A 25947-nucleotide genomic window follows, 5' to 3' on the forward strand; every position below is an offset into this window, starting at 1 on the left:
GCGGCCGCGGCCGCCGCCGCCCTGCAGGAGCAATCCCAGCAACTGGCCGAGGCGGTGGCGATATTCAAGCTCAGCGGGGGCGAAGTCATTGACGTGCCGAGCGCGCAACTGGAAGGCAGCTACGGCCGCCCCATGGTGGCCCAGGGTTAAGCCGTCCCGCACGGGAACACGGCTGCCGCAGGCATGCGGCAGCGTTCAGATCGATGACGATCCGGGTAGGCCGGATCGTCTTTTTCAATGCAGGTGACGGGCCTAGGCGCTCAAGATTCATGACAGGAGACAGCTCGTGCGTGTGAACCTTCCTATCTATGATGTCGAAACCCGGCTGCGGGATGATCAGTATCTGATCTCGCGTACCGACACGAAGGGCCGCATCGTCTATGCCAACCCGGCATTTGTCGAGGTCAGCGGCTTCGAACGCGATGAGTTGATGGGGAAGGCCCACAACATCGTGCGTCATCCCGACATGCCTTCGCAGGCCTTCGAGGATTTCTGGAACACCCTGCAGGCCGGCCGCTCCTGGCTGGGCGTGGTCAAGAACCGCCGCAAGGACGGCGGCTATTACTGGGTGCTGGCCAATGCCACGCCCATCTTCGAGGATGGCGAAGTGGTGGCCTACTCCTCGGTGCGGGTGCGCGCCAGCGACGAGCAGATCGAGCAGGCCGAGGAACTATACGCGCAGTTGCGCGAGAACCGCGCCCGTGGCTGGCGCCTGAAGGGCGGGCAGCCGGTCTACACCGGCTGGCGGCGTTTGCTGCGCATGACCGTCGCGCCCCTGCGGCGCGGCGTGCGCGGGCGCATGCTGCGCTCGGCCTTGATATCGGGCGGCCTGTTCGGGGGCCTGGCCGGTTGGCTGCTGTACGAGAACTGGTCGGCGCTGAGTCCGCTTCAGGCCGGCCTGGGGACCGGCGCCGCGGCGCTGGGGGTGCTGGCGATCCTGGTGGCGCAATGGCGCGCCGCGCGCGGCGTGCTGGGCCCGATGCACGAGGCGGCGGACATGGCGCGCCAGGTGGCCGCCGGCAACCTGACCACCCGCATGTTCTTCGATTCGCACGATGAAGTGGGCAGTCTGGCCTTTTCCCTGGACGTGATGCGCAAAAGCCTGATCGGCATTGCAAGCGATGTGCACGAAGGCATCGCCGGCACCGCGCGCGCCGCCATGGAAATCGAACAGGGCAATCAATCCCTGTCCCAGCGCACCGAAGATCAGATGGCCTCGCTGCAGAACACGGCGGCCAGCATGCAGGAGATGACCTCCACCGTGCGCCAGAACGCCGATCATGCCCGGCAGGCCAATTCGCTGGCGGCCACCAGCATGCAGGTGGCGCGCCGGGGCGGCGAAGTGGTCGATCAGGTGGTGCATACCATGCACGGCATCTCCGACAGTTCGCGCCGCATCGCCGATATCGTCACCATCATCGAGGGCATCGCCTTCCAGACCAACATCCTGGCGCTGAACGCGGCGGTCGAGGCCGCGCGCGCCGGCGAGTCCGGCAAGGGCTTCGCCGTCGTGGCCGGCGAGGTCCGCAGCCTGGCGCAGAAAAGCGCTCAGGCGGCCCGCGAGATCAAGGACCTGATCGAGGACTCGGTACAGCGCGTCACCGAAGGATCCTCGCAGGCCGAGCGCGCCGGCGCCACCATGCAGGAAATCGTCGAGGCGGTGCAGCGCGTTACCGACATCATCGGCGAGATCTCGGTGGCTTCGCAGCAACAGGCCAGCGGCATCGAGCAGATCGATCAGGCCGTCTCCGAAATGGACGGCATGACGGTGCAGAACAGCAGTCTGGTGCAGGAGCTGGGCGCGGCCGTGGCGCAACTGGGCGGCCAGTCGGCCACATTGCATGAAACCATCCAGGTCTTCCGGCTGGAGCGCGGCGCAGGATCCCCGGCGCCGATCGCGAACGTACGCCGTCTGTCCTGAGCGACCTGCGGCCCGCCAGGCCGGCAATCCGGTGTGGGAACGGCAGGGCAGCCTGCCGCGCGGGGCCGGCCGATGTCGGGCCGGCCTAGCCCCTGCAGCCGCATCCGGGGTGCGCTGAGCGCCGCCTTGCGGCGTTTGCGGTGTTGCGGCTCAGCGTCCGGGCGACGCCGGGCTGGAGAATCCGTTGGCCACTTCACTCATGGCGTGCAGGCCGCGCTGGAACAGATGCTCCAGGAAGGGGGCGGCATGGGGCAGCACGGCGGTCAGCACCAGCAGGCCGACGATCAGCATGATGGGGAAGCCCACCGCAAAGACGGTCAGCTGGGGCGCGGCGCGGTTGAGGATGCCCATGGCAAGGTTGATGGTCAACAACGCGCAGATCAGGGGCAGGGCGAGCAACAGGCCGCTGGTGAAGACCACGCCGCCCCATTGCACCAGCACGCCCCAGCCTTCGCGGTGCATGACGCCGGGGCTGAGCGGCAGGACGTCGAAACTGCGCACCAGGGCGGCCAGCACCAGCAGGTGGCCGTCCAGCGCCAGAAATACCAGCATCGCCAGGATGTTCAGCAGCCGCGACAGCACGGCGGTGTTGGAGCCGGTGGCCGGATCGAAGAACGAGGCGAACGACAGGCCCATCTGCAGGCCGATGTATTCCCCGGCCGTTTGCACGGCGGCGAAGACCAGCCGCATCGTGAAACCCATGGCCACGCCGATGAGCACCTGCTGCGCGAGCAGCAGCAGGCCTTCGTAGCTGCTGGGCGGCACCGGCGGCAAGGCCGGCAGGCCGGGGGCGATGGCGGCGGTGAGCACAAAGGCCAGGCCGATCTTCACCTTGATGGGAATGGCCGATTCCGAAAACAGCGGCGCGGTGCCCACCAGGGCGAGCAGGCGCACGAAAGGCCAGAGGAACTGCGCCATCCAGCCGTTGAGCTGCTCGATGGTGACCTGCAGCACGGTCTAGGAAACCAGCATGGGAATGCCGCCGATGAGCTGGCGGATGTAGTCGACCAGCATATCGATCAGCCAGGGACCCAGCAGCACCAGCACGCCACACATGGCCAATAGCTTCGGGATGAAGGACAGCGTCATCTCGTTGATCTGGGTGGCAGCCTGGAAGATGGCGATGGCCAGGCCGACCACGAGCGTCACCAGCAGCAGCGGCCCGGCCAGCGCCAGGGCGACTTTCATGGCCTGGTAGGCCATGGTCATGACGGTTTCGGCAGTCATTGTGCGGGATTCCGGGTCACAGATAGAAGCTCTTGGCCAGCGAACCCAACAGCAGGTTCCAGCCGTCGGCCAGCACGAACAGCATCAGCTTGAACGGCAGCGATACCGTGACCGGCGGCACCATCATCATGCCCAGCGCCATGAGCACGCTGGCCACGACCAGGTCGATGATCAGGAACGGAATGAAAATGGTGAAGCCGATCTGGAAGGCGGTCTTCAGCTCGCTGGTGATGAAAGCCGGAATGAGGATGCGCATCGGCACGGCCTGGGGGTCTTCGATCTTGCCCTGGTTGGACAGATCGGCGAACAGCGCCAGGTCGGTCTCGCGGGTCTGGTGCAGCATGAAGCCATGCAGCGGCTTGGCCGCCCGTTCGACGGCCGCCTCGAAGGTGATGCTGCCCTGGCTCAGCGGCTGGTAAGCCTCGGTGTAAATGCTGTCGAACACCGGCGACATGGTGTAGAACGTCAGGAACAGCGCCAGGCCCACCAGCACGTGGTTGGGGGGAGACATTGCCGTCCCCATGGCGCTGCGCAGCAGGCCCAGCACGATGATGATGCGGGTGAAGCCCGTCATCATCAGCAGCGCGGCTGGCAGGAAGGACAGCGAGGTCATCAGCAGCAGGGTCTGCATGCTGAGCGAGTAGGTCTGCGAGCCGCCCGGCCCCGGGGTCGCGGTCAGCGCGGGCAGGGCGGCCTGGGCCAGTGCGGCGCCTGGCGCCAGCAGCAGGGCGGCCAGGGCGGCAAGCCCGAGACGGGGCAAATACGAAGAAAAAGCAGCGGTCATGGCGGGAGGCGGCGGCCGGTCAGGAGCGCTTGAGCGCCTGGCCCAGTACCTGCGCGAACGCGGCCGGCTCAGGGGCCTGTCCGGCGGGCAGGGTGTGCAGCGTGGTGATCTGGCCGGGCGTCACACCCAGCACCAGCCAGGTCTGTTCGACTTCGACGATCACCACGCGCTGGCGCGGCCCCAGACTCTGGGAGGCAATCTGACGCAACAGCGGACCGCCGGCGCGCCGGCCCAGGCCCGCGCGGCGTGCCAGCCAGCCGGCCGCCAGGATGGCGGCCAGCACCAGCAGCAGGCCGATGATCATGCGCGTCAGGCTGGCGTCCGGCATGGTGTCAGCGGCGGTTGTTCAGGCGATTGATGCGTTCGGACGGGGTGATGATGTCCGTCAGGCGGATGCCGTACTTTTCCTCGACCACGACCACTTCGCCCTGGGCGATCAGATAGCCATTGACGAAGATGTCCATCGGCTCGCCAGCCAGGCCGTCGAGCTCGACCACCGAACCCTGGCCCAGTTGCAGCAGGTTCTTGATGGTCAGGCGGGTGCGGCCCAGTTCGACCGTCAGCTGGACCGGCACGTCCATGATCATGTCGATATCGTTGACGCCTGCGCCGCCTTTCTGGTCCAGAGGCTTGAAGACGGCCTGGCCGGCAGGCTGGGCCTGGGGCGGCGTCGGCTGCGCGGCGGCCGGGGGCGTGTCGGCGGGCTGCGCGGCCGCCTGCTGTTCAGCCATGGCGCTGGCCCAGTCATCTTCGGCCCGCAGGCCGTCGGCCTGGGTGGCGGGCGCCGCGCCGCGTGCCTGTTCGGCCAGTGCGTCGGCCCAGTCGTCAACTGCGCTGCCGGCGTCCGGCCGCTGGGTGTTGTCATTCATGGTCGGAAGCCTCGTGGATATCGTCTTGATTGAGCATGTTCTGCACGCGCAGCGCGTAGCGTCCGTTGAAGACGCCATAGCCGCACTCCATCAACGGCACGCCGTCGACATGGGCAGTCAGGGTTTGGGGGATGTCCAGCGGCAGCACATCGCCGGGCTTGAGGTTCATCAGCATGCCGATGGTCGCCGGGATGCGGCCGAACTCGGCCACCAGGTCGATGTCGGCGCTGCGCACCTGCCGCGAAAGCTGTTGCGCCCAGCGCTGGTCCACCTCTTCGAGCGCGGTGTCCTGCAATGGCCGGGTGAGCAGGTCGCGCACCGGCTCGATCATGGAATAGGGCAGGCAAATGTTCAGGTCGCCGCCAGTGGCCCCGAACTCGATATGGAAGGATGACACGACCACCACTTCGTTGTTGCCGGTGATGCTGGCAAACTTGGTGTGCATCTCCGAACGCACATACTCGAATTCGATCGGGTAGACGGGCTCCCAGGATTTGCCGTAGCTCTCCAGGGTCAGGTTGAGCAGACGGCGGATGATGCGCTGCTCGGTGGTGGTGAAGTCGCGACCCTCGACGCGTGTGTGATAGCGGCCATCTCCGCCGAACAGGCTGTCGATCACCAGGAACACCAGGCTGGGGTCGTAGGTGAACAGCGCCGTGCCGCGCAGCGGTTTCATCTGAATCATGTTCAGATTGCTGGGTACCGGCAGATTGCGCTCGAAGTCGGCGTACTTGAGGATCTTGATCGACCCGACCGTGATATCGGCGCTGCGCCGCATGAAGTTCAACAGCACGTGGCGCATGGTGCGCGCAAAACGTTCGTTGATCAGCTCCAGCGTTTGCATGCGGCGGCGCACGACGCGGTCGGGCGAACTCAGGTCATAGGCGCGCGGGCCTTCCTGCTCGTTCGGCTGGCGTTGCTTGTCGTCGCTTTCGCCGGTGACGCCTGCCAACAGGGCGTCGACTTCGTCCTGGGAAAGAAATGACTCGTAGGCCATGCTTATTGCACCACGAAGGCCGTGAACAGAACGTCGGTGACGTACTGCCCGTCAGGCAGGGGCGCGAACGGCCTGTTGATGCTGGCCTGCAGGGCCTTGGCCATCGCCAGCTTGCCGTCGAGCGACTGCACCACCTGCGGCTTCTGCGAAGACAGCACCATCAGCACGCGATTGCGGACCTCCGGCATGTAGCGCTCGATGCGCTGGCGGCTCTGGTCATCGCTCACGCGCAGGGTCAGGCCCAGATGCAGGATGCGTTCATTGTCACCGTCGCTGAGCGTCACGGTGAACGCTTCCAGCGGGATGAAGATGGGCGCCGGCACGACCGCCGGCTGGGCCGGAGGCGGCACGAAAGTGGTCGGCATCGCTCCCGTCATCTGCCCCGGGGCCTGGCCAGGGCCCTGGTTCTGGCCGACGCCCAGCTGCACCGCATACTGCTGCTGTTGCTGGTAGCGCGACAGGAAGTACCAGGTGCCCGCCACGCTGGCCACGACCACGATCAACAGGAGCAGGAGCGCCAGCACGATGCGCAGCAGCTTGCCGGAGCCGCCGGCGGGTGCGGTGGAGGATTTGTTAGTGGCCATCGGTATTGGTGTGTCGGGGCGAGGCGCCGGGGTTGATCGAAACCGGTTGATTCTGCCCCAAGTCGCGCTGCCCCAGGCAGGCGAAAAACAGGGCGAAAGCAGGGTATCTCAGGCTATTGCCGCCAAAGCGGGGCGCGCTCAGGCATAGGTATTGACCAGTCCGTCGTGGTGTACGGCCTTGCGGGCGGCGGCAATGGTCTGCGGAAGGGCTTCCGGCGTGTCCGGCACGCTGCCGGAAGCCGTCGCCGTGGGCGCACCGTTGCCTTGCTGTTGCCGGGGCTGCTCCTGGCTGCCCACATCGGCCTGGCCCAGGGCGATACCGGCCTCGGCCAGCGCCTGCTGCAGTTGGGGCAGGGCGGATTCCACCGCCTGGCGTACGCTGGCATGGGCCGAGACGAAGCTGGCGCTTGCCACGCCGTCATGCAGGCTGAGCGTCACGCGCAGCGGCCCCAGATCGGGTGGATCCAGGCGCAGCTCGGCCGTATGCGTGCCGTGTTGTGCCGCGACGCTGAAACGGGTGACTTCGCGACCCAGTTCATTGCCCCACTGGCTCGCGCCGACCGGCAAGGCAAGCTGCATCGCTGGCGTGGCGGGGGTGGCGATGGGCGCCGACGGCGTGGCCGCGAAGAAGCCGGCCTGGCCCATCGCCGGCAGCATATCGGGGGTGTCGCGCTCACGGGGAGCTGGCGCTGCGTTGAGCGTCTCGGTCGCCGGCTGGGCGGGCGGCAAGAGCGCAGTCAGCCCGGGGCCGGGCGGCAGGGCCGCCGCCGGCAGAGATTGTTCTGAGGCCTGAGGCGGCGCCGGCTCAGGCGGCAGGCGCAGGGTCGGCCCGGTGGCGGCGGGCGTCGCCGGCATGGCGGGCGTCATGGCCAGGTCTGCAGGCGCCAACGGGGGAGCTGGCGGCGCCGGTCGGGCCGCCGTGGCCTGCGGCAGGACCGGCTGCGGCGTGGCGGCGGCTGCCGTCGTTGCCCGCATCTGCGCCTGCAGGTCGGCTGCCTGGCTGGCGATTTCCAGGGCCTGTTGCGGCAGGGCCGGTGCCAGGTCGCCCGGCGCGGGTAGGGCCACGGCCTCGACGGGCAGCGCCAGCACCGGCGTCTCCGCGGGCAGCGTCTGGGGCGTCAGGGGCGCGTCGCTGTCGTCCGTGCCCGTGTCCGCCCGGGCGGGGAGCGTGCCGGTTGCGGTCGCCGGGGTGGGCGTGCGCGGGGCGCTGCTGTCTTGCTGGCGAGCCAGCGTCTGGGCAAAGCCGTCGCGCTTGTCGCGCGCAGCGGCCGTGTTGTTGGAGGCGGCAGCATTGCCCGGCGTGGGCGCGGCGTTGGCCAGAGGGATCGGCAAGGCGGGACTGGTCATGGCAGAGCCTTAAAAACCGGCCCGGCGATGCGCCAGGCGGGCGGAGATTTCGTCATTGGCGCGCTGCTCGCGGCGCGCTTCGGTCAGGGCGCGTGAACGCGCATCGCGTTGGGCCAGGGTGTCGAAGGAGTTGAGCCGGCGCTTTTCCTGCTGCCAGTGCAGGCGCGCCTGGGCCAGCTGCTGTTCGGCCTGGTGCAAGACGTTGTATTGCTGGCGTATGGCGTCATCCAGGGTGTTGATGAAGCGCTGGTAGTTCTGGCAATCGGCGGCCGACATGCCGGCGAGCATGGCGTCCTGCAGGCGCTTCAGGTAATCCTGCCGGTAATCCTGCAGCATTTCGAGCTGCTGGCCGGCGCGCGCGTGTTCGGCGCTCAGACGGCCCAGTTCGCGCGAGGCGGCATCGGTGCTGTCCTGCGCCAGGCCGATGAGCATATCCAGCGGCAGTTGACTAGGCATGAGCGTCTCCGAGGGCGAAAGTGGCGCGTAGGATTTCCTGCGCATCGGCGTAGCTCACGCTCTCGCCGATGTTCTGCTGCAGAAAAGCCTCCAGGCGCGGATAGCGCGCGATGGCTTCGTCCAGCTGGGGGTCGGCGCCGGCGACATAGGCTCCCACGGAGATCAGGTCGCGGTTGCGCTGGTAGCGTGACAGCATCTGCTTGAAGCGTCGCACCAGGTTGAACTGCTGCGGCGGGATGAGCGACGTCATGGCGCGCGAGATCGAGGCTTCGATGTCGATGGCCGGGTAGTGCCCGGCTTCGGCCAGCTGGCGCGACAGCACGACGTGGCCGTCCAGGATGGCGCGGGCTGAGTCGGCGATCGGATCCTGCTGGTCATCGCCTTCGGCCAGCACGGTATAGAAGGCCGTGATGGAGCCGGCTTTGCCGTCCGGCCCCGGAGCGCCCATGCCGGTGCGCTCGACCAGCGCCGGCAGCTTGGCGAACACCGATGGCGGATAGCCCTTGGTGGCCGGCGGCTCGCCGATGGCCAGCGCGATCTCGCGTTGCGCCATGGCGTAGCGGGTGAGCGAATCCATGATCAGCAACACATCCAGGCCCTGGTCGCGGAAGTACTCGGCCAGACGGGTGGCGTAGGCGGCCCCCTGCAGGCGCAGCAAGGGCGACACGTCAGCCGGCGCGGCCACGACGACCGCGCGCGCCAGGCCTTCGGCGCCCAGGTTGTGCTCGATGAATTCCTTGACTTCGCGGCCGCGCTCGCCGATCAGCCCGACCACGATGACGTCGGCCCGCGTGTAGCGGGCCATCATGCCCAGCAGCACGCTCTTGCCCACCCCGGAGCCGGCAAACAGCCCCATGCGCTGGCCGCGCCCGACGGTGAGCAGGCCGTTGATGGCGCGCACGCCGACATCCAGCACCGAATCGATCGGCGCACGCGACAGGGGGTTGATGGGCTGGGCCGCCAGGGGCGCGAGTTGCGCTCCGACCAGCGGGCCCAGACCGTCCAGGGGGCGGCCGGCGCCATCGACCACCCGCCCCAGCAGGGCATTGCCGACCGGCAGGTGGCGGCCCAGCTGGGGCTGGGCGTTGCCATTGAGCTCGGCTTTGCGGGGCAGCGGAATCGCCTGCTGTACGGCGGGTTCGGCCGGTACCACGCGAGCGCCGGGCGGCAGGCCGGAAATATCCGCCTGCGGCATGAGGTACAGCGTATTGCCATCGAAGCCGACCACTTCGGCATCGGCCCAGTAGTCATGGCCGCGCGCGATTTCGATACGGCAGGCCGCAGCAACCGGCAGACGCAGGCCCGTGGCGTGCAACACCAGGCCGGTGGCCCGCGTGATGCGTCCGGTCGCCAGCGTCGGCTCGATCGAGGCGGCCCGGATCGAGCCGATCTGCAGCTGGGTGCGCCAGCGTTCGATCACCGGTACGGCAGGCGGCGTACTCATGCCGTTTCCTCCCAGGGCTGGTTACGGCCCAGCGCGGCGGCCACCCGCCGCCAGCGGGTCTGCAACGTGGCATCGATGTCGCCATACGGGGTCTCGGCGCGGCAGCCGCCGCGCGCGATCGATTCGTCGCTGAGCACGCGCCAGTTGCCGTCGCGCAGCTCGTCGGCCAGATGCAGACGCACCAGCTCCAGATCGTCGGGGTGCACCCACAGGCGCAGCACCGCAGCCTGACTGGCGGGCGGAGTCTGCAGCACCTCGCGCAAGGCGGGCAGAAGGCTTTCGGGTTGCTCGCGCAGGGTGGTGCGCAACACCTGTCCGGCAATATCCAGGGCCAGCGTCAGCAGGTCCTGGCCCAGCTTCTCTTCGATCTGCGTCAGGGCGCCTGCGCAGGCCGTGGCCAGCGTGGCCAGGCGTTGCGCCTCCTCGCGCGCCTGGGCGCGACCCTCGGCCAGGCCGGCGGCCAGACCGGCCTCGTGGCCGGTGTTCCAGCCTTGTTCCTGGCCTTGCTGCAAGCCGGCCTCCAGGCCCTCGGCATGGCCCTGGGCGTGACCCTGGGCATGTCCTTCGGCTTCGGCCTCGGCGCGCCACTGGCGCAGCAATTCGGCCGGATCCGGCCCGCAGGGTTCCTGCGCCTCGGGAGCCGGCGCGGGCTCGGCCGGTACAGGGTCGAACGAGGTCATCTGCCAACGCCGCCAGGGTTGGCCGAAGTTCCCATCGTGCAACGGCGTCTCAGACATAGGTGTCGTCGCCCTGGTTGCCCAGGGTAATCTGGCCGCTCTCGGCCAGACGGCGGGCGATCTGCAGGATCTTCTTCTGTTCGCTCTCGACCTTGGACATGCGGATGGGCCCCTGCGCGTCCAGATCCTCGCGCAGCATCTCGGCCGCACGGCTGGACATGTTGCGCAGGAACTTGGCGCGCAGCTCTTCCGGCGCGCCCTTGAGCGCCACCATGAGGGTGTCGTTGTCGATTTCCTTGAGGATGAGCTGGATGCCCCGGTCCTCGACCTCGATGAGGTTGTCGAAGACGAACATCTCGTCGACGATTTTCTGCGCCAGGTCAGCGTCGCGTTCGCGCAGGCTGACCACCACGGCCTCTTCCTGGGCCGAGTTCATCATGTTGAGGATCTCGGCGGCGGTACGCACGCCGCCCATCTTGCTGCGCTTGGCGCCCTGGCCGGCCAGCACGGAGTTCAGTACTTCGGTCAGTTCGGACAGCGCCGCCGGCTGTACGCCGCCGAACGTCGCAATGCGCAGCATGACGTCGTTGCGCAGGCGTTCCGAGAGCATGCCCAGCACGCCTGCGGCGCGGTCGCGCTCCAGGTGCACCAGAATGGTGGCGATGATCTGCGGGTGTTCCTCGCCGATCAGCTCGGCCACGGTATGCGCGTCGAGCCAGTTCAGGGCGTCGATGCCGCTGCTGCCGTCGCTGGCTTCCAGGATGTCCTCGATCAGGCCGGCGGCGCGGTCGCTGCCCAGCGCCTTGGTCAGCACGGTGCGGATGTAGTCATCCGAGCCCAGGGTCACCGCCATGAACTGATCGGCCTCCTGGCGGAACTCCTCGAGCACGTTGGCCACATCGCCGCGCGTGACCTGCTTGAGCGTGGCCATGGTGGCGCCAACCTGCTGGACCTCGCGGGCCGTGAGGTACTTGAAGACTTCGGCGGCCGCGTCCTCGCCCAAGGACATGAGCAGCACGGCGCTACGGGTCAGGCCGTTCAGGGCATTGCTTTCAGGTTTCATCGTTCGTCATCCAGGCACGCAGCACCATGGCCACGGCGCGCGGGTCCTTGGTGGCCATTTCTCGGGCGCGTTGCAGGTTGTCTTCGTAGCGGCTGATCTCCTTGGCGCGGGCGGTGGCCTGTGCTTCGCGCTCGGCTTCCTGGCGGGCGATGGCGGCCAGCTCCGGATCTTCCTGCGGATAGAAGTGCTCGCTGATCATGGGGCGCACCTTGCGATAGGCCCAGAACACGATCAGCAGGCCGAACACCCAGGCCAGGGCCGTCTTCACCATGTCGATCAGTTCCGGGTCGCGCCACAGCGGCGTGCTCGGCTGAACGTCGTTGAACTGGCTGTTGACCACGTTGAGCGAATCGCCGCGCGCGTCGGAGTAGCCCATGGCCTCACGCACCAGATTGGTCAGCTTGTTGAGTTCGTCGGCCGGCAGGGCCTGCGGCTCGCCGTCCTTGTCGGGCAGGTGATTGACCACCACGGCGACCGACAGCCGCTTGATCTGGCCGGTCGCCTGTTTGACGTGGCTGATGGTGCGGTCCACTTCATAGTTGGTGGTCGCATCGTGACGTTCGGTGCCTGGCGCGGCGTTGGCCTGGCCTGCCGCGTTGGCCTGGCCGGCGGCATTGCCCTGGCCGGCGGCAGGGGCCGGATTGGCGATCGGCGCCTGCGGGGCGGCCGGCGGCTGGTTGCTCAGCGCGCCCGGCACGCCCACGGCCGGCGCCACGCCAACCTGGCGCGAATTGCTGGTCTGCTGGCTGCGCACGGCGGCCTGGCCGGGTTCCTGGTTGGGGCGGTAGATCTCGGAGGTTTCTTCGCGGCGTGCGAAGTCGACCTCGGCGCTGGCCTGAGCGTGGACGTTGCCGGGGCCCACCAGCGGATTGAGGATGGTCAGGATGCGTTCGACCGTGCGCTGCTCGACCTCGCGCACAAAACGCATCTGGTCGGCATCCATGCCCATGCCTTCGCCGGCCGGCGCCGACAGCAGGCGGCCGTTCTGGTCCACGATGGACACATTGTCCACATTCAGGTCCGGCACGCTCGATGCCACCAGCCACGCGATGGCCGACACCTGCGCATCGGCCAGGCCGCGGCCCGGATAGAGATTGAGCAGTACCGAGGCGGTCGGCGGCTGGCGGTCACGCACGAACAGCGATTGACGCGGCATGGCCAGGTGCACCCGGGCGCGTTGCACCGAATGCATGGCCTCGATGGAACGCGCCAGCTCGCCTTCCAGGCCGCGCTGGTAATTGATCTGCTCGGCGAACTGGCTGGCCCCGAAGCGGGCGTTGTCCATCAGCTCGAAGCCCACCGAGCCGCCGCGCGGCAGGCCCTGGGCGGCCAGCTGCATGCGCGCGTCGTAGACCCGGTTGGCCGGCACGAGAATGGCGCCGCCGTTGTCGCTGAAGCGGTAGGGAACGTTCATTTGGCCCAGCGCGGAGACGATGGCGCCGCCATCGCGGTCTTCCAGATTGGAAAACAGCACTTTGTAGTCAGGCTCGCGGCCCCAGAGCGCCAGGGCCACGATCACCGCCACCACGGCGGCCGCGGCGCCCATCAGCACGGGTTTGGGCAGGGTGCGCAGTTTTTCCAGAACGGGAAACCTGGCCAGCAAGGACGAGCTCAGGGTGGCCTGCTGGTTCATTGGCGGCCCCCGCAGGCAACGCGGAGCGTGGAGTGAAGCGACATGGACGGGATGGGCAAGTTACAGATGCAACCAGCTTTGACTAGGGACGCTGGATTATGGCTGTGGCCCCGGTTATCCCAATCGATGAACACAAGCGGTTTTCTGGCGTTATTTGCGCGCCAGACCCGGGCGCCGGCCTGGACCTGCAGGGCTGGCGCAGGCAAACGGCGAAGTGCGGCGCAATTTGCCTGCTATTGATGCCACTGCGCGCGTGCGGGCCCTGATAGGCTTGCCGCCATCGTGTGTAAATGACGGCAAGGAAGAGAACGCCATGACGCCAGCGGGTATTTCGGGCATCGAAAACATGTTGCAGCAAATGCGTGCCGTGGTGCGCGTGGCCCAGAATCAGGCCGCCAGCCCGGCAGAGCTGGCTCCCGCCTCCGGAGGCTTTGCGGCCGAACTGCAGGGGGCGATCCGACGGGTATCGCAGACGCAGAACGCCGCGACCGCGCAAGCCAAGGCGTTCGAGCTGGGTTCGCCCGATGTCTCGCTCAACGATGTGATGATCGATCTTCAGAAGGCCAGCCTGGGGTTCCAGGCCGCCGTGCAGGTACGCAACCGCCTGGTTGCCGCCTATAAGGAAATTTCGTCGATGTCGATCTGACGGCCGCGCAGGCCGGGCGCGCTTCAGTGCGGGGGCGCCAGGGGTGTGTCGCGCTGCAGCAGTGTCGGGAAGTCGCTCACCATGGCCACGCTATTGTCGGCAAAGTGCAGCACCAGCGGACGTCCGGCCTCGAACAGCAGCTTGCCGCCGTGGCCGGCATCAAGGACCAGATTGATCGACAGCCTGCCGCCCAGCAACTGGACGCCGCTCGAGGTAGCGCCGGTCTGAAGCAGGTCTTCGGGGCGCCAGAACAGAATGCGCGCCTGGGCATCGGCGCCCAGCACGCGGATCGCCCATTCATGGCCCTGCCCATCGTTGGCGCGTGCTGCCTGGAAGGCGCTGGCGGCACTATGCAGGGCGAGGTCGATTTCGTCCTGATCGCGCAGCAACTCGGTATGCATCAAGCCTTGCGGATAACGGGTGGAGGGCATTACGGCCTCGCGGCAGAAGCGGCTGTGGACGCGGCGGCTTGCGCATCCAGTTGATAGAGCCAGGCCAGCAACTGCGCCACAGCGGTATACAGCTGCGGCGGAATGTGTGAATCCAGATCGACCTGCATCAGCAACCCCACCAATTCCGGAGATTCATGGACATAGAGGCCGTGCTCCTGCGCGCTGCGCACAATGGCATCGGCCAGTTGGCCATAGCCTTTGGCAACCACGCGAGGCGCGGTTTCATTGGCATCGTAGCGCAAAGCGATCGCACTGGAGCGCTCGGCCGGCGTGAGATCGTCTTGGCTCATGGATCCAGGAAGGAGTAGTCGGTGGTCAGGAAGGGGCGCGGCGCCTCTGTCTGCACCGTCAGGCTGCCGACTGCCAGGCCTGCCGCGTCCAGGCTCTGGCGCAGCGCGGGGGCGTGCGCGTCCAGAAGGACCGCGCTTTGCGGTGCAATCAACTGCAGCACGACTTGCTGGCCTGCCAGGGTCAGGCGTGCCTGGACTTCACCCAGTTGCGGCAGGCGCAGCGTCAGGCGGGTCGACCAGTGGCTGTCCGGATCTTCGGGCGCCTCGCCATACGGGTCGCGGCGGACTTCCCATTCCATTTCCGCGCCCGGCCAGGGTTGGCCTTGCCACTGGATTACCTGGTTGGCGAGGATCTCCAGTTGCTGGCGCACCAGCGCATTGCTCTCGGGGTGGACCCCCGGCACCGGCGTGCCTGCTGCCGTGGGCGCGGCCTCGGGCGAGCTGGCCGCCGGCGACAGGGAGACAGCGCTGCCGCCGGGGGGCGGCAGCGTCGGCGGGTCTTTGCGCGCGGCCGCGGCAGTCGGGGTGGTCAGCGGCATGGGCGGCGGCTGTGGCAGCCTGGCCTGCGGTTCGGCGCGCAGGCTGTCCGGGGTGCGTTTGCCGAAGGCCAGGTCGCTCAGGTGGGATTCATAGAAAAGCCCGCTGTTTTCCAGGCTCTGGCGCAACGCCTGCGCAAAGTGCGGGGCGTCGGGGCGGGCCATCACCGCTGCGCCAGCCGGTTGCACGCCGGGGCCGCTTGCGGCGACCCGAGCGTTGGCGAGCTGGGTCGCGCCCGCCTGGGCAGTCGTGCCGGCGGGCGGCGTCCACAGTGGTGTGCGGCCCTGCGCAGGCGGGGCCGTCTCGGGATACTGCGCCAGCAAGGCCAGGATCACCCGCGCCGTGCCGCCCAGGGTGGTGGGCGCCGAAGCGGTGCTGTCCTGGCGTGTGACGAGCAGCCGGCTGGCCAGCAAGGCGGCGCTGCGGGCGTCCAGCGCCGGAGCCTGCCGCTCGCTGCGCAGGCCCTGTGCGTCGGCCTGGCGCGGGCCGCGGGTGGCATGCTCGCTCTGCCCGGGTCTGGCCGCCTCGCCGGGGCGGGAGACGGCGTCGGGTCGCGCGCCTGTGACCAGATTGGCATGGGCAGCCATGGTGGTGCCCAGCACGGCGTCCAGGCGCTGCACCAGGACGTTGCCCAGTGCGGGCGGGCCGACGCTCATGCGTCGCCTGCCGTGCCGCCGTAGGTCGCCAGCAGCGTGTGCTGGCGCTTCATGCGGCCCAGCAGGTCGCTCAGGCGCGCCAGTTGCGGCATCGCCAGGTCGCGCACGGCAGCGTCATTTTCCAGAATGCGGACCAGCAGGTCGTACTTCATGGCGCGTGACGCCTCATCCAGGGGCATGCCTGGTTCCAGTGCGCGCAAGTGTTCGACCCGCTCGACGTACTGGTGGCCGTACAGCAGCACGCGGCCCCAGTCGCCGTCGCGGGCGGCGGCCAGCATGTCGCCGGTCGCCGTGGCGATGTCCTGGTAAATGTCGAGCACAGGGACTTGCTGCGTGAGAGCCATCATGGAAATCTCGCAATCGGAGGCGAAGGGGGAGGAAGGGGCGGTCAGGTGGGCGTGTCCGGAATGACCGGATCCACAGAGGTCTGCCAGGCCGAGGAGAGCTCGAGCAGCAACTGATCGGCGAGGTCCAGCTGCGCTGTGTCGGCGTGCAGGTTGGCCTTGAGCAGGGTACGGGTAATGAAGTCGTAGAGTTCCGAGAGGTTGCGGGCGATCTCCCCGCCTGCCTCCAGATTGAGCCCTTGCTTGAGGCCTTCGTCAACGATCCGGGTTGCCTTGGCAATCGCCAGGCCGCGCTCGGGCACCCGCCCGGCTTCCATGTGCAGCCGCGCCTGCGCGATGGCGGCGCGCGCGCCCCGGTACAGCAAGGTGATGAGGCGCTCGGGGGCGGCGCTCATCACTTCGGTCTCCAGGCCGATATCCTGGTACGAACGGGCTGAATAGCCCGAGGGGCGGCGCATGGCGTAGGTCATGATGGCGTATCGCTACTTCTTGGTGTTGTTCAGGGCGGCGAACTGCTGATTCAGATACTCGCTGGTGCCCTTCATCTGGACGACCAGGGCGTCCAGCTTGGCGAACTGCGTGCGGTAAAGGCTCATGGTTCCGGCGATCTGCTGCTCGGTGGATTTGTATTGCTTCTCCAGCGAGGCGAGCTGTTTTTCCAGCCCGGTGGTGCGACTCTTGATCGAACCCTCGGCGCCGAGGATCTTCGAGGTCGCCTCGTTCATCTTGGCAGACAGGCCATCCGGGCCCGCGAAAACGCGCGTCACATCGGTGATGTTCTCGGCGGCGACCTTGTTGAACTTCTCGCTATCGAACTTGAGCTGGCCGTTGTTCGGATCGATGCTGATGCCCAGCCCGGTCAGCGTGCGGATATCGCCTTCCGGCGTGGCCACGCGCAATGCCGCCGCCACCGACGCCTGGATGCCGCGCACCGTGCCGTCGCCGGTCAGGGGGCTCTGGCTCTCCTTCTGCACGTCGAAGGCGGTCAGGCCGGAAATCGTCACCTGCAAGGCGTTGTAGGCATTCACGAAAGCCTGGGTCAGCGTGTGGACTTTGGTCACGTCCATCGCGATCTTGACTGTGGCGCCCGGGCTGTCCTCGGCCGTCACGGCGCTCAGATTCAGCGTCACCCCGTCGATGGCCTGGGTGACCGTGTTCGACTGGCTGATGACGGCCACGCCGTTGATGGTCAACTCGGCGTTCCTGGCCTTGACCTGTTCCTGCATGCCGGTGCCGCTGGCGCCGGCGGTGAAGTTCAGCTTGTCGGCCAGCTCGCTGTTGCCGCTGATCTCCAGCTTGGTGACCGCGGCTTTCTCGCCTTCGCTCTTGGCCGTCAGCATCAGGTAGAAATTGTCCTGGCCGTCATTGATGACGGTCGCGCTCAGGCCCAGCGAACTGTCGCCATTGATGGTCTTGGCGATACCGTTGAGCGAAGTGTCCGAGCCAAGCTCCAGGGTTTTCACCTTGCCGTCGATCGTCACGTTCAGGGTGCCGCCGGTGCCGTTGTCTGCGGTACGGCTGCTGAAGGCGCCCGAGCGCAGCGATTGCGCCATGGCCAACTGGGTCACCTTGACCGTGTAGTTGCCGGCCGACGCCTTGTTGTCGGTCGAGGCGGTCAGGCCATCTCCGGTGACCGTCGTGCTCAGGGTGCTGGCGCTGCCCATCTTTCCCAGGTCGGCGGCGGCTTTCTGTACGGCTTCGACCGCGCCTTGAACCTTGCCGAAGGCGGAGATCCGCGTCTCCTGACTGGCCTGCTGATTGGCAATCAGTTGCAGGCGCCGGTTTTCTGCCTTCTCCAGCTTGTCGAGCGTCTCTTGCAACGGCAAGCCGGACGAGCCGAGCGACGAAATGGTGGCCATGGGGTACTCCTTCCAGGGAATGCGATTTTGTCAAATTCTTTGCTGTGGCGAAGCGTCGTGAAAGGGCATAAGGTCGGGCTAGTTCTGGCTTTTCAGGCCCGCGCGACCCGCGCCCCGGCGGTTCAGACGCTCGTGCTTACGGCGTTGCCTTGCATCGACACGATCATCTTGGCGATGCGGATGACGGCATCCGAAGGGATGGTGCGAAGCACCTCGCCGCTTTCCGCGTCACGGACCGACACCACGATTTTCTGCAGTTCCGGGTCCATTTCGAATTGCAGCTCGGTCGACCAGGCGCGCAACTGCTTGTTGATTTCATCCAGGGCGGCCTCGGATGAGGCGGGCTGATCGCCGCCCGACCGGGGGTCGGGCGAGGCATTGTTGTGGCTGCCCTGGCTGCTGGCGCCGGCGGCCGCCGGAGTGGCCAGGGCGGCAGGATCGGGCGGCAGCGCCGGCGCGGCCGGCGCCGAGGCGACATGCAGGGCAGGGCTGATGGGGCTGACTTCCATGGTCACTCCAGCAAGCGATGACGGCATAGGGGATACGGCCTGGCGCGTGGACCGGGCGGTTCGGCTGGCTATTCTCACGCTACATAACGGCCGCGCTGCGCCAAACTTTAGGCGCGCGGCGAACTTGGTCGCCAGGCGGGGGGCGCCTGCTAAAATGTCGGTTGTCTTACTCTAGTCGTCGCCATGCTTTCTCGCCCCGACGCCTCGGCCAGCCTGGCCGATTGGCTGCAATACCTGGAATCCCTGCATGCCAAGCCCATCGACATGGGCCTGGATCGCGTCAAGGCGGTGGCTGAACGCCTCGCGCTCAAACTCGACGCCGTGACCTTCGTGGTCGGAGGCACCAACGGCAAGGGCTCGACCTGTGCCATGCTCGAAGCGATTCTGCAGGCGGCGGGCTACCGGGTGGGTCTGTACACCTCGCCGCACCTGATCGATTTCAACGAGCGCGCGCGCGTCAACGGCCAGATTGCCTCGGATGCCGACCTGATCGCCCAGTTCCAGGCGGTCGAAGCGGCTCGCGGCGACATCAGCCTGACCTATTTCGAGTTCACCACGCTGGCCATCATGCGCCTGTTCGCGCAGTCGCCCCTGGATGCGGTCATCCTGGAGGTCGGCCTGGGCGGGCGGCTGGACGCCGTCAACATCGTGGACGCCGACTGTGCCATCGTCACCAGCGTGGATCTGGATCATCAGGACTATCTGGGCGATACCCGCGAACAGATCGGCCTCGAGAAGGCCCACATCTTCCGTCCCGGGCGCGCAGCCATCTGCAGCGATCCGGTGCCGCCGCAAAGCCTGCTGGACCATGCCGCTGCCATCGGCGCCGATCTGTGGCTGTTCGGCCGTGATTTCAATTACTCCGGCGATCGCCAGCAGTGGGCTTATGGCGGGCGCGAGACGCGCCGCAATTCGCTCGGCTACCCGGCGCTGCGCGGCGCCAATCAATTGCTCAACGCCTCGGCCGCGCTGGCGGCCCTGGAGTCGGTGCGCATGCGCCTGCCGGTGCCGCAGCAGGCCGTGCGGCTGGGTCTGTTGCAGGCTGCCTTGCCGGGCCGCTTCCAGATCCTGCCCGGCCAGCCTCTGATCATCCTCGACGTGGCGCACAACCCGCATGCTGCCGCCGTGCTGGCTCAGAACCTCGACAACATGGGCTATCACCCCTACACCCACGCGGTATTCGGGATGCTCAACGACAAAGACCTGGCCGGCGTGGTCGGCAAGCTCGGCACGCGCATCGACCACTGGTACTGCGCCGGCTTGCCGGGGCCGCGCGGGCTGTCGGGGCCGCAGCTGTGCGAGCGCGTGCAGCAGGCGCTGGGTGATGCCGCGCAAGGCCCCGATGCGCCGACCCTCAATGCGTACGAGGATGTAACTCAGGCGCTTGCGGCGGCCCGCGAAAAGGCGGGTGAGGGTGATAGAATCGTAGTGTTCGGGTCCTTTTTTACGGTGGCCGGCGTTTTGCAGGCCCTGGGGCGCCGAGCTTGAACGCAACCGCCGTCTGGCCCGCAGCCAAACGCCTGCAACGACCGCCGGTCTTGCGCGCAGACCTGGCCGCTAGGATGTGAGTTCCATGGGTTTGTTCACACGCAAAGATTCCGCCTCCGAATCCTCGCCTTCCCGGCCGCGTCCGTCGGTCTCCAGCGAGGCTCAGGCGGCCGAGTTGCGGGGCCGTGCAAGGCGCCGCCTGGCCGGCGCCATCGCCCTGGTGCTGGCGGCCGTGATCATCCTGCCCATGGTGCTCGATTCCGAGCCCGTGCCGGTGGCCGATGATATCCCCATCAATATTCCCAGCCGCAATACGCCGTTCCAGCCCAATCTGGCTGAGCCGGCGCCCGCGCCCGCCGAGCCCGGGGGCGATGGCCAGCCGGCCGGCGAGGGCGGGGCGCCTGCCACGGTCACGCCGCCGCCGGCGGTGACGACCCCTGCGCCCGCCGTCACGCCGCCGCCGGCGCCGCCCGTGGCGCCGCTTGCGCCGGCTCCCAAGCCCGAGCCGCGCCCGGTGGAAAAGCCGGTCCCGCCCAAGCCGGTCGAAAAACCCAAGCCCGAAACCCGCTCCGATGACGGCGCGCGCGCCCTCGCGCTGCTGGAGGGCCGCAGTCCGGCCGAGGCGCCCAAGCCCAAGCCTGCGGCCACCAAAGGCAATTTCGTGTTGCAGGTGGCGGCGTACACCACCCAGGCAGACGCCCAGGAGCGGCGCAGCAAATTGCATCAGGCCGGCGTCACCAACGCCTTTGTCGAGCAGGCCAACATCAATGGCAAACAGCAGTACCGCTTGCGCGTGGGGCCCTTCCCCTCGCGTGAGGCGGCCCAGGCTGCCCAGGCGCGTCTGCGCACGCTGGGTTACGACAACGGCTTCATCGCTGCACAGTGACCGGCTTCGACTTCGTCGTCATTGCAATACTGATCGTGTCCGGCACGTTGGGGCTGGTGCGCGGGCTGCTCAAGGAAATGCTGTCGCTGGTCGCGTATCTGGTCGCTTTCGCGGCAGCGATCTGGTGGGGGCCGACGGTCTATACCTGGCTGCAGCCGTATATCGAAACCGATCTGCTGCGCATGGGCCTGTCGTATGCGGCCGTCTTCATCATCGTGCTGCTGGGCGTGGGGCTGGTCAACATGACGCTGTCGGCGCTGATACGGACTACCGGCCTGTCGCCGGCCGATCACGGGCTGGGCGGGGTATTCGGGCTGGCGCGCGGCCTGCTCATCATCGTGGTGCTGGTATCGCTGGCCGGTTACACGCCGCTGCCCGAAGAGCCCTGGTGGAAGGACGCGATGTTTTCGCCGTCGGCCATGGATGCCGTACGCAAGATCAAGGCCGCGCTGCCGCCGTCGCTGGCCGCCTGGCTGCCGTACTGAACTGCGGTTTGTTTTACGTTTCACCTCTATATATCTAGGAACTCACCATGTGTGGAATCGTCGGGGTCATTGGGCGCGGGCCGGTCAACCAGCTGCTCTATGACAGCCTGCTCCTTTTGCAGCATCGTGGCCAGGACGCTGCGGGCATCGCAACGGTGCATGGCAATCACTTCAACATGTACAAGGCGCACGGCCTGGTACGCGACGTGTTCCGCACGCGCAATATGCGCGCCCTGCCGGGTTCCAGCGGCCTGGGGCAGGTGCGTTACCCCACCGCCGGCTCCAGCGCCAGCGAAGAGGAAGCCCAGCCGTTCTACGTCAATGCTCCGTTCGGCATCATGTTCGCCCACAACGGCAACCTGACCAACTGGCGCGAGCTGCGCGAATCGCTCTATCGCGTCGATCGCCGGCACATCAACACCAATTCCGACTCCGAAGTGCTGCTCAACGTGCTCGCGCACGAGCTGCAGTCGGCCGCCAATGGCGTGTCGCTCGACGAGGACGCCATCTTCCGCGCCGTCTCGGCCTTGCACAACCGCGTGCGGGGCGCCTATGCCGTGGTGGCGCAGATTTCCGGCTACGGCATGCTGGCCTTTCGTGACCCGCATGGCATCCGGCCGCTGTGCATCGGGCGTCAGGACACCGACGAGGGCGTCGAGTGGATGGTGGCCTCGGAGTCTGTTGCCCTCGACGGCAATGGCTTTACCTTTGTGCGCGACGTCCAGCCGGGCGAGGCGGTCTTCATCGACCTCGACGGGCGTCTGGTCAGCCGTCAGTGCGCCGACAACGCCGAGCTGGTTCCCTGCATATTCGAGTACGTTTATTTCGCCCGTCCGGACTCCCTGATCGATGGCGTCTCGGTCTATGCCGCGCGTCTGCGCATGGGCGAGTATCTGGCCGACAAGGTGGCGCGCAATATGCGGCTGGGCGATATCGATGTGGTGATGCCCATTCCCGACTCCTCGCGCCCGGCCGCCATGCAGCTGGCCGCGCGCCTGAATCTCGATTACCGCGAGGGCCTGATCAAGAACCGGTACGTGGGCCGCACGTTCATCATGCCCGGTCAGGCGGTGCGCCGTAAGTCGGTGCGCCAAAAACTCAATGCCATCGGCATGGAGTTCAAGGGCAAGAACGTGCTGCTGGTCGATGACTCCATCGTCCGTGGCACCACCAGCCGTGAAATCGTAGACATGGCCCTGGCCGCGGGGGCCAACAAGGTGTATTTCGCCTCGGCGGCGCCTCCGGTGCGCTACCCCAATGTCTACGGCATCGACATGCCGACCCAGGCCGAACTGATCGCCACCGGCCGCGACGACCAGGAAATCGCTCGCGCCATTGGTGCTGACGGTCTGGTCTATCAGGATCTGGCGGACATGCAGCAGGCGGTGCGGGATTTCAATCCGACCCTCAAGCGTTTTGAGGCGTCCTGCTTCGACGGGCAATATGTCACCGGCGACATCACGCCGGAGTATCTGGCGCGCCTGGGCGAGCAGGCCCGCAGCGAGGTCGATCCCGAGCTGGTGGCCAGCGGTCTGCAGTCGAACATGGGTTACGCCGCCAACCGCGGTTGAGCGTCACTCGAAAAGCGGCTTGATGCCGCTGAAAGAAAAACAGGGGCGCCTCGTGGCGCCCCTGTTTTGTGCCGAGAGCGGACTCAGCGCGCGACCCGCCCCAGGGCCACCGGCAGCGCCATCAGGAACAGGATCACGAACAAGGCCAGGCTCCAGAGGGCGTATTCGATGCCCAGCACGCTCACCACGGCATCCATGCAGGTGGCGTAGATGCCGAAAACCCAGGGCAGGGCGGATTCCAGGCCCGTGCCGGTCATGAAGCGGTCGGCGAAGGTCTGGTCGCAGGACAGCATATTGGCCGCGACGGTGTACTGGTACAGGGCTGCGGCCATGCCGCAAAGCGCCAGCAGGCTGGCCAGGGCGGCGCCCAGACGCGCCAGCGCCGGCGCCAGCGCCCCGATCAGGCTCACCACGCCAATGACCACGAACACCAGTCGTTGCAGCACGCACCAGGCGCAGGGGGGCATGTCGAAGACATGCTGGGACAGCAGGGCCAGACCGACTGCCGCAAAGCAGAACAGGGCGATCAGCAGCAGTAGGCGTTGTCGGGTGAAGGTCATGGGCGATACCGGCCGGGAAAAGGCCGATTGTATGCCTCAGGCCGGCTTCTGGGGGGCGACGTGGCGCGAATCTTCGCCTGCCAGCGCATCGAGCACCGCATATTCGAACTGCATCTGGCTGCGCGGGCGTTCCAGCGCGGCGCCGGAAATGATGAAAACGTCTTCCACCCGATCGCCCAGCGTCATGATCTTGGCGGTGACCAGGTCCACGTCGTGGTCGGCCATGACCCTGGCCAGGGCATACAGCAGGCCGGGACGGTCGGTCGCGGTGACCGACAGCCGCCAGGAACGGCTGCGTTCGTCGGGTTGCAGTTCAGCCTGGGGGCGCACCGGAAAGACGCGCGACAGCCGCGAAGGGCGGCTGCGCATCAGCGTGCGTGACGGCGCGGCGCGCGGGTTGCTGCTGATCTGCAGCAGCCGCTCGCCCAGCTCATGTTCGACCAGCGTGGCCTGGGCGCGCAGATCCGTGTCGGGGCTGGTGGGCAGCACGATGAAGCTGTCCAGCGCCCAGCCATGGCGCGTGGTGTGGATGCGGGCATCCTGGATATTGAGCGCCTTGCCGTCGAAGTAGCCGCAGATGTTGACGAACAGGTCCGGCATGTCGCGGGTATAGACCATGATCTGCAACCCACCACCCTGTTCGGTCAGGCGCACCCGCACCACCGGATTCTCGGGCTGCACCTGGTAGTACAGGTGGCGGGTGTGCCAGGCGATCTCAGAGGCGTCATGGCGCAGGAAATAGGCCACGTCCAGTTGCGCCCAGAAGGCATCGCGGGCGTCATCGCGCAGCCCGGCCAGGCGCGTCAGGCGGGCGGCTTCTTCCTTGCGCTCGGCCAGCACCGTGTTGGCGTCCTGCGGGCCGCCCAGGGCGTTCAGGGTCAGGCGGTAAAGGTCTTCCAGCAGTTTGCCTTTCCAGGCGTTCCAGACCTTGGGGCTGGTGCCGCGGATATCGGCCACCGTCAGCAGGTAGAGGGCGCTCAGCCGACGCTGGCTGCCAACCTTCAGCGCGAAGGCGTTGATGACCTCCGGGTCGGAGAGGTCGCGTTTCTGCGCCACATTGGACATGGCGAGGTGTTCGCGCACCAGGAACTCGGCCAGTTCGGCGTCTTCGGGGGCCAGCCCGTGCTCGTGGGCGAAACGCCGCACGTCGCGCGCGCCCAGTTCGGAGTGGTCGCCGCCGCGTCCCTTGGCGATATCGTGAAACAGCGCAGCCACATACAGCAACCAGTGCCGCTCCAGTCCGGCCATCAGCTGGCTGGCCAGCGGATACTCGGAGGCATGCTCGGGCATGGTGAAGCGGCGCAGATTGCGAATCACCGTGAGGATGTGCTGGTCCACCGTGTAGACGTGGAACAGGTCATGCTGCATCTGGCCGACGATGCGGCGGAACACCGGCAGGTAGCGCGGCAGGATGTTCAGCATGGTCATGCGCCGCAGCTCATGCACGATGCCGCGCGGCTGCTGCAGAATCTGCAGGAACAGCTTGCGGTTCACCGGATTGCGTCGGAACTGGGCGTCGATGCGGTGGCGCGAGTGCCAGATGGCGCGCAGCGTGCGCGCCGACATGCCGCTGAGCTCCGGGTGCTGCTGCATCACCAGGAAGGCGCGCAGCAGCAGCTGCGGTTTGCGCTCGAAACAATCCTCCCGGATGATGTCCAGGCGCTCGTGCAGGCTGCGGAAATCCTCGTCGATGGCGCGGGCATCGCTGTCCGGACGCGGGAAGAGTCTTTCCTCTATGTTCTGCACCAGGATCACATTGAGCTGGGTGACCAGCCGCGCGGCCCAGTAATAGCGCTGCATCAACAGCTCGCTGGCGCGCCGCGTGGCGGTGGATTTGATCCCATAGACCTCGGCCAGCGCCGGTTGCAGGTCAAACAGCAGGCGATCTTCGCGTCGCTCGGTCAGCAGGTGCAGTTCGATGCGCAGGCGCTTGAAGGCCTGTTCGGCGCGGCGCAGGTCGCGCGCCTCGGAGGACGTCAGCAGCCCGGCGCGCGCGACGGCGCGCCAATTCTGGCCGAAGCCGGCCGCGCGTGCCATCCACAGGATCACCTGCAGGTCGCGCAGGCCGCCCGGCGACTCCTTGGCGTTGGGCTCCAGCGCGTAGGGGGTGTCCTGGTAGCGCACGTGGCGCTGCTGCATCTCGACCCGCTTGGCCTGAAAGAAGGCGCGCGCATCCAGCCGGGCCGCCATGGCCGCCTCGAACTGCTTCATGAGGCTGCGGCTGCCGGCCAGCCAGCGCGACTCGAGCAGCGCAGTCTCGACTGTGATATCGGCGTTGGCTTCGGTTTCGCACTCGGCGATGGTGCGCACGCTGTGCCCGGGCTCCAGCCCCAGGTCCCAGAGCGCGGCCACCAGGGCCTCGACGGAGGCGGCGTCGGCTGCGGCGGGGGGCGCGGGCAGCAGGATCAGCAGGTCCACGTCGGACCCGGGGTAAAGTTCGCCGCGCCCATAGCCGCCCACGGCAGCCAGGGTGGCGCCGACCGGCAGGGGGCGCAGCTTGATCAGCTCGCGCAGCGCCTGATCGACGATGCGGCGCAACTCGGACAGCAGGGTGTCCGGCCGTGGGTGCGCGCGGAACGCCATCAGCGCGTTGGTGCGCGCCGTCTGCATGCGCGTCTTGATGGGGGTGAGATCAAGCGGGCTCATGCGGAACGGCGGCGCG

The 25947-nt window shown here is 67.3% G+C and carries 28 protein-coding genes; 6 read left to right on the forward strand and 22 right to left on the reverse strand.

What is annotated here, in order from left to right:
* The first annotated feature begins 286 nt into the window (after positions 1 to 286).
* Positions 287 to 1921, forward strand: coding sequence for a methyl-accepting chemotaxis protein (locus A7V84_RS00625; protein ID WP_025515898.1), 1635 nt, complete (start codon positions 287 to 289; stop codon positions 1919 to 1921).
* A 150-nt stretch (positions 1922 to 2071) separates the two neighbouring features.
* Here A7V84_RS00625 and fliR read toward each other — a convergent pair whose 3' ends face one another.
* The 13 genes from fliR to fliF form a co-directional block, all read right to left on the reverse strand.
* Positions 2072 to 2875, reverse strand: a complete 804-nt coding sequence (gene fliR, locus A7V84_RS00630; protein ID WP_063492314.1) for a flagellar biosynthetic protein FliR — start codon at positions 2873 to 2875, stop codon at positions 2072 to 2074.
* A 3-nt stretch (positions 2876 to 2878) separates the two neighbouring features.
* Complete coding sequence (fliQ, locus tag A7V84_RS00635) at positions 2879 to 3148, reverse strand: flagellar biosynthesis protein FliQ (RefSeq protein WP_025515901.1); 270 nt, start codon at positions 3146 to 3148, stop codon at positions 2879 to 2881.
* 16 nt (positions 3149 to 3164) lie between these two features.
* A complete protein-coding gene (gene fliP / locus A7V84_RS00640) occupies positions 3165 to 3932 on the reverse strand; it encodes a flagellar type III secretion system pore protein FliP (protein WP_025515903.1) in 768 nt (255 codons plus the stop codon).
* A 19-nt stretch (positions 3933 to 3951) separates the two neighbouring features.
* Positions 3952 to 4260: a flagellar biosynthetic protein FliO gene (gene fliO / locus A7V84_RS00645; protein WP_025515905.1), complete on the reverse strand. Its 309-nt coding sequence runs from the start codon at positions 4258 to 4260 to the stop codon at positions 3952 to 3954.
* Between the two features lie 4 nt (positions 4261 to 4264).
* Positions 4265 to 4801: a flagellar motor switch protein FliN gene (gene fliN, locus A7V84_RS00650; protein WP_063492313.1), complete on the reverse strand. Its 537-nt coding sequence runs from the start codon at positions 4799 to 4801 to the stop codon at positions 4265 to 4267.
* Entirely contained in the window at positions 4794 to 5798 is a 1005-nt protein-coding gene (gene fliM, locus A7V84_RS00655; protein ID WP_025515909.1) for a flagellar motor switch protein FliM, read from the reverse strand. The genes fliN and fliM overlap by 8 nt, the downstream gene beginning before the upstream one ends.
* 2 nt (positions 5799 to 5800) lie before the next feature.
* Positions 5801 to 6382, reverse strand: coding sequence for a flagellar basal body-associated FliL family protein (locus A7V84_RS00660; protein WP_063492312.1), 582 nt, complete (start codon positions 6380 to 6382; stop codon positions 5801 to 5803).
* 138 nt (positions 6383 to 6520) lie between these two features.
* A complete protein-coding gene (locus A7V84_RS00665; RefSeq protein ID WP_063492311.1) occupies positions 6521 to 7729 on the reverse strand; it encodes a flagellar hook-length control protein FliK in 1209 nt (402 codons plus the stop codon).
* Positions 7730 to 7738: 9 nt separating this feature from the next.
* Positions 7739 to 8185 carry a flagellar export protein FliJ gene (gene fliJ / locus A7V84_RS00670; protein WP_025515915.1) on the reverse strand — a complete coding sequence of 149 codons (447 nt, stop codon included), beginning with the start codon at positions 8183 to 8185 and terminating at the stop codon, positions 7739 to 7741.
* Entirely contained in the window at positions 8178 to 9629 is a 1452-nt protein-coding gene (fliI, locus tag A7V84_RS00675; protein WP_025515917.1) for a flagellar protein export ATPase FliI, read from the reverse strand. Before fliI ends, fliJ begins: the two co-directional genes overlap by 8 nt.
* A complete protein-coding gene (gene fliH / locus A7V84_RS00680) occupies positions 9626 to 10366 on the reverse strand; it encodes a flagellar assembly protein FliH (protein ID WP_025515918.1) in 741 nt (246 codons plus the stop codon). Before fliH ends, fliI begins: the two co-directional genes overlap by 4 nt.
* Complete coding sequence (fliG, locus tag A7V84_RS00685) at positions 10359 to 11369, reverse strand: flagellar motor switch protein FliG (protein ID WP_025515919.1); 1011 nt, start codon at positions 11367 to 11369, stop codon at positions 10359 to 10361. The genes fliH and fliG overlap by 8 nt, the downstream gene beginning before the upstream one ends.
* The gene (gene fliF / locus A7V84_RS00690; RefSeq protein ID WP_033534762.1) at positions 11359 to 13002 is read right to left on the reverse strand and encodes a flagellar basal-body MS-ring/collar protein FliF; all 1644 of its coding nucleotides are present in this window, start codon (positions 13000 to 13002) and stop codon (positions 11359 to 11361) included. The genes fliG and fliF overlap by 11 nt, the downstream gene beginning before the upstream one ends.
* A 313-nt stretch (positions 13003 to 13315) precedes the next feature.
* Between fliF and fliE the strand changes: the two genes are divergently transcribed.
* Positions 13316 to 13648 carry a flagellar hook-basal body complex protein FliE gene (gene fliE, locus A7V84_RS00695; RefSeq protein WP_025515923.1) on the forward strand — a complete coding sequence of 111 codons (333 nt, stop codon included), beginning with the start codon at positions 13316 to 13318 and terminating at the stop codon, positions 13646 to 13648.
* Positions 13649 to 13671: 23 nt separating this feature from the next.
* Here the strand turns inward: fliE and A7V84_RS00700 are convergent, their stop codons facing one another.
* From A7V84_RS00700 to A7V84_RS00730, 7 genes are all read right to left on the reverse strand, one after another.
* Positions 13672 to 14079, reverse strand: a complete 408-nt coding sequence (locus tag A7V84_RS00700; protein ID WP_025515925.1) for a hypothetical protein — start codon at positions 14077 to 14079, stop codon at positions 13672 to 13674.
* A complete protein-coding gene (locus tag A7V84_RS00705) occupies positions 14079 to 14390 on the reverse strand; it encodes an EscU/YscU/HrcU family type III secretion system export apparatus switch protein (protein WP_025515926.1) in 312 nt (103 codons plus the stop codon). The genes A7V84_RS00700 and A7V84_RS00705 overlap by 1 nt, the downstream gene beginning before the upstream one ends.
* On the reverse strand, positions 14387 to 15583 hold the full coding sequence (gene fliK, locus A7V84_RS00710; RefSeq protein ID WP_063492310.1) for a flagellar hook-length control protein FliK: 1197 nt from the start codon (positions 15581 to 15583) through the stop codon (positions 14387 to 14389). Before fliK ends, A7V84_RS00705 begins: the two co-directional genes overlap by 4 nt.
* Positions 15580 to 15930 carry a flagellar protein FliT gene (locus A7V84_RS00715; protein ID WP_025515928.1) on the reverse strand — a complete coding sequence of 117 codons (351 nt, stop codon included), beginning with the start codon at positions 15928 to 15930 and terminating at the stop codon, positions 15580 to 15582. Before A7V84_RS00715 ends, fliK begins: the two co-directional genes overlap by 4 nt.
* 41 nt (positions 15931 to 15971) lie before the next feature.
* A complete protein-coding gene (fliS, locus tag A7V84_RS00720) occupies positions 15972 to 16397 on the reverse strand; it encodes a flagellar export chaperone FliS (protein WP_025515930.1) in 426 nt (141 codons plus the stop codon).
* Positions 16398 to 16409: 12 nt separating this feature from the next.
* The gene (fliD, locus tag A7V84_RS00725) at positions 16410 to 17786 is read right to left on the reverse strand and encodes a flagellar filament capping protein FliD (protein WP_033534760.1); all 1377 of its coding nucleotides are present in this window, start codon (positions 17784 to 17786) and stop codon (positions 16410 to 16412) included.
* Positions 17787 to 17908: 122 nt separating this feature from the next.
* Positions 17909 to 18295, reverse strand: coding sequence for a flagellar protein FlaG (locus A7V84_RS00730; protein WP_025515932.1), 387 nt, complete (start codon positions 18293 to 18295; stop codon positions 17909 to 17911).
* Between the two features lie 183 nt (positions 18296 to 18478).
* Between A7V84_RS00730 and folC the strand changes: the two genes are divergently transcribed.
* The 4 genes from folC (at position 18479) to purF (ending at position 22725) form a co-directional block, all read left to right on the forward strand.
* Entirely contained in the window at positions 18479 to 19783 is a 1305-nt protein-coding gene (folC, locus tag A7V84_RS00735; protein ID WP_063492309.1) for a bifunctional tetrahydrofolate synthase/dihydrofolate synthase, read from the forward strand.
* A gap of 85 nt (positions 19784 to 19868) precedes the next feature.
* Positions 19869 to 20669 carry an SPOR domain-containing protein gene (locus A7V84_RS00740; protein ID WP_025515936.1) on the forward strand — a complete coding sequence of 267 codons (801 nt, stop codon included), beginning with the start codon at positions 19869 to 19871 and terminating at the stop codon, positions 20667 to 20669.
* Positions 20666 to 21154, forward strand: coding sequence for a CvpA family protein (locus A7V84_RS00745; RefSeq protein ID WP_025515938.1), 489 nt, complete (start codon positions 20666 to 20668; stop codon positions 21152 to 21154). Before A7V84_RS00740 ends, A7V84_RS00745 begins: the two co-directional genes overlap by 4 nt.
* Positions 21155 to 21201: 47 nt before the next feature.
* The gene (gene purF, locus A7V84_RS00750; RefSeq protein ID WP_025515940.1) at positions 21202 to 22725 is read left to right on the forward strand and encodes an amidophosphoribosyltransferase; all 1524 of its coding nucleotides are present in this window, start codon (positions 21202 to 21204) and stop codon (positions 22723 to 22725) included.
* An 83-nt stretch (positions 22726 to 22808) separates the two neighbouring features.
* Here purF and A7V84_RS00755 read toward each other — a convergent pair whose 3' ends face one another.
* Positions 22809 to 23285, reverse strand: a complete 477-nt coding sequence (locus A7V84_RS00755) for a disulfide bond formation protein B (protein ID WP_025515941.1) — start codon at positions 23283 to 23285, stop codon at positions 22809 to 22811.
* Between the two features lie 36 nt (positions 23286 to 23321).
* Positions 23322 to 25931, reverse strand: coding sequence for a [protein-PII] uridylyltransferase (locus tag A7V84_RS00760; RefSeq protein ID WP_063939964.1), 2610 nt, complete (start codon positions 25929 to 25931; stop codon positions 23322 to 23324).
* Positions 25932 to 25947: the final 16 nt, after the last annotated feature.

The organism is Bordetella trematum, from assembly GCF_900078335.1.
GTDB classification, from domain to species: domain Bacteria; phylum Pseudomonadota; class Gammaproteobacteria; order Burkholderiales; family Burkholderiaceae_B; genus Bordetella; species Bordetella trematum.

What these genes read in the sequence shown, in the direction of transcription:
- fliQ (WP_025515901.1), bottom strand. Translation starts at nt 3,148, where the DNA reads ATGACTGCCGAAACCGTCATGACCATGGCCTACCAGGCCATGAAAGTC.
- fliP (WP_025515903.1), bottom strand. Translation starts at nt 3,932, where the DNA reads ATGACCGCTGCTTTTTCTTCGTATTTGCCCCGTCTCGGGCTTGCCGCC.
- fliO (WP_025515905.1), bottom strand. Translation starts at nt 4,260, where the DNA reads ATGCCGGACGCCAGCCTGACGCGCATGATCATCGGCCTGCTGCTGGTG.
- fliN (WP_063492313.1), bottom strand. Translation starts at nt 4,801, where the DNA reads ATGAATGACAACACCCAGCGGCCGGACGCCGGCAGCGCAGTTGACGAC.
- fliM (WP_025515909.1), bottom strand. Translation starts at nt 5,798, where the DNA reads ATGGCCTACGAGTCATTTCTTTCCCAGGACGAAGTCGACGCCCTGTTG.
- A7V84_RS00660 (WP_063492312.1), bottom strand. Translation starts at nt 6,382, where the DNA reads ATGGCCACTAACAAATCCTCCACCGCACCCGCCGGCGGCTCCGGCAAG.
- A7V84_RS00665 (WP_063492311.1), bottom strand. Translation starts at nt 7,729, where the DNA reads ATGACCAGTCCCGCCTTGCCGATCCCTCTGGCCAACGCCGCGCCCACG.
- fliJ (WP_025515915.1), bottom strand. Translation starts at nt 8,185, where the DNA reads ATGCCTAGTCAACTGCCGCTGGATATGCTCATCGGCCTGGCGCAGGAC.
- fliI (WP_025515917.1), bottom strand. Translation starts at nt 9,629, where the DNA reads ATGAGTACGCCGCCTGCCGTACCGGTGATCGAACGCTGGCGCACCCAG.
- fliH (WP_025515918.1), bottom strand. Translation starts at nt 10,366, where the DNA reads ATGTCTGAGACGCCGTTGCACGATGGGAACTTCGGCCAACCCTGGCGG.
- fliG (WP_025515919.1), bottom strand. Translation starts at nt 11,369, where the DNA reads ATGAAACCTGAAAGCAATGCCCTGAACGGCCTGACCCGTAGCGCCGTG.
- fliF (WP_033534762.1), bottom strand. Translation starts at nt 13,002, where the DNA reads ATGAACCAGCAGGCCACCCTGAGCTCGTCCTTGCTGGCCAGGTTTCCC.
- fliE (WP_025515923.1), top strand. Translation starts at nt 13,316, where the DNA reads ATGACGCCAGCGGGTATTTCGGGCATCGAAAACATGTTGCAGCAAATG.
- A7V84_RS00700 (WP_025515925.1), bottom strand. Translation starts at nt 14,079, where the DNA reads ATGCCCTCCACCCGTTATCCGCAAGGCTTGATGCATACCGAGTTGCTG.
- A7V84_RS00705 (WP_025515926.1), bottom strand. Translation starts at nt 14,390, where the DNA reads ATGAGCCAAGACGATCTCACGCCGGCCGAGCGCTCCAGTGCGATCGCT.
- fliK (WP_063492310.1), bottom strand. Translation starts at nt 15,583, where the DNA reads ATGAGCGTCGGCCCGCCCGCACTGGGCAACGTCCTGGTGCAGCGCCTG.
- A7V84_RS00715 (WP_025515928.1), bottom strand. Translation starts at nt 15,930, where the DNA reads ATGATGGCTCTCACGCAGCAAGTCCCTGTGCTCGACATTTACCAGGAC.
- fliS (WP_025515930.1), bottom strand. Translation starts at nt 16,397, where the DNA reads ATGACCTACGCCATGCGCCGCCCCTCGGGCTATTCAGCCCGTTCGTAC.
- fliD (WP_033534760.1), bottom strand. Translation starts at nt 17,786, where the DNA reads ATGGCCACCATTTCGTCGCTCGGCTCGTCCGGCTTGCCGTTGCAAGAG.
- A7V84_RS00730 (WP_025515932.1), bottom strand. Translation starts at nt 18,295, where the DNA reads ATGGAAGTCAGCCCCATCAGCCCTGCCCTGCATGTCGCCTCGGCGCCG.
- folC (WP_063492309.1), top strand. Translation starts at nt 18,479, where the DNA reads ATGCTTTCTCGCCCCGACGCCTCGGCCAGCCTGGCCGATTGGCTGCAA.
- A7V84_RS00740 (WP_025515936.1), top strand. Translation starts at nt 19,869, where the DNA reads ATGGGTTTGTTCACACGCAAAGATTCCGCCTCCGAATCCTCGCCTTCC.
- purF (WP_025515940.1), top strand. Translation starts at nt 21,202, where the DNA reads ATGTGTGGAATCGTCGGGGTCATTGGGCGCGGGCCGGTCAACCAGCTG.
- A7V84_RS00755 (WP_025515941.1), bottom strand. Translation starts at nt 23,285, where the DNA reads ATGACCTTCACCCGACAACGCCTACTGCTGCTGATCGCCCTGTTCTGC.
- A7V84_RS00760 (WP_063939964.1), bottom strand. Translation starts at nt 25,931, where the DNA reads ATGAGCCCGCTTGATCTCACCCCCATCAAGACGCGCATGCAGACGGCG.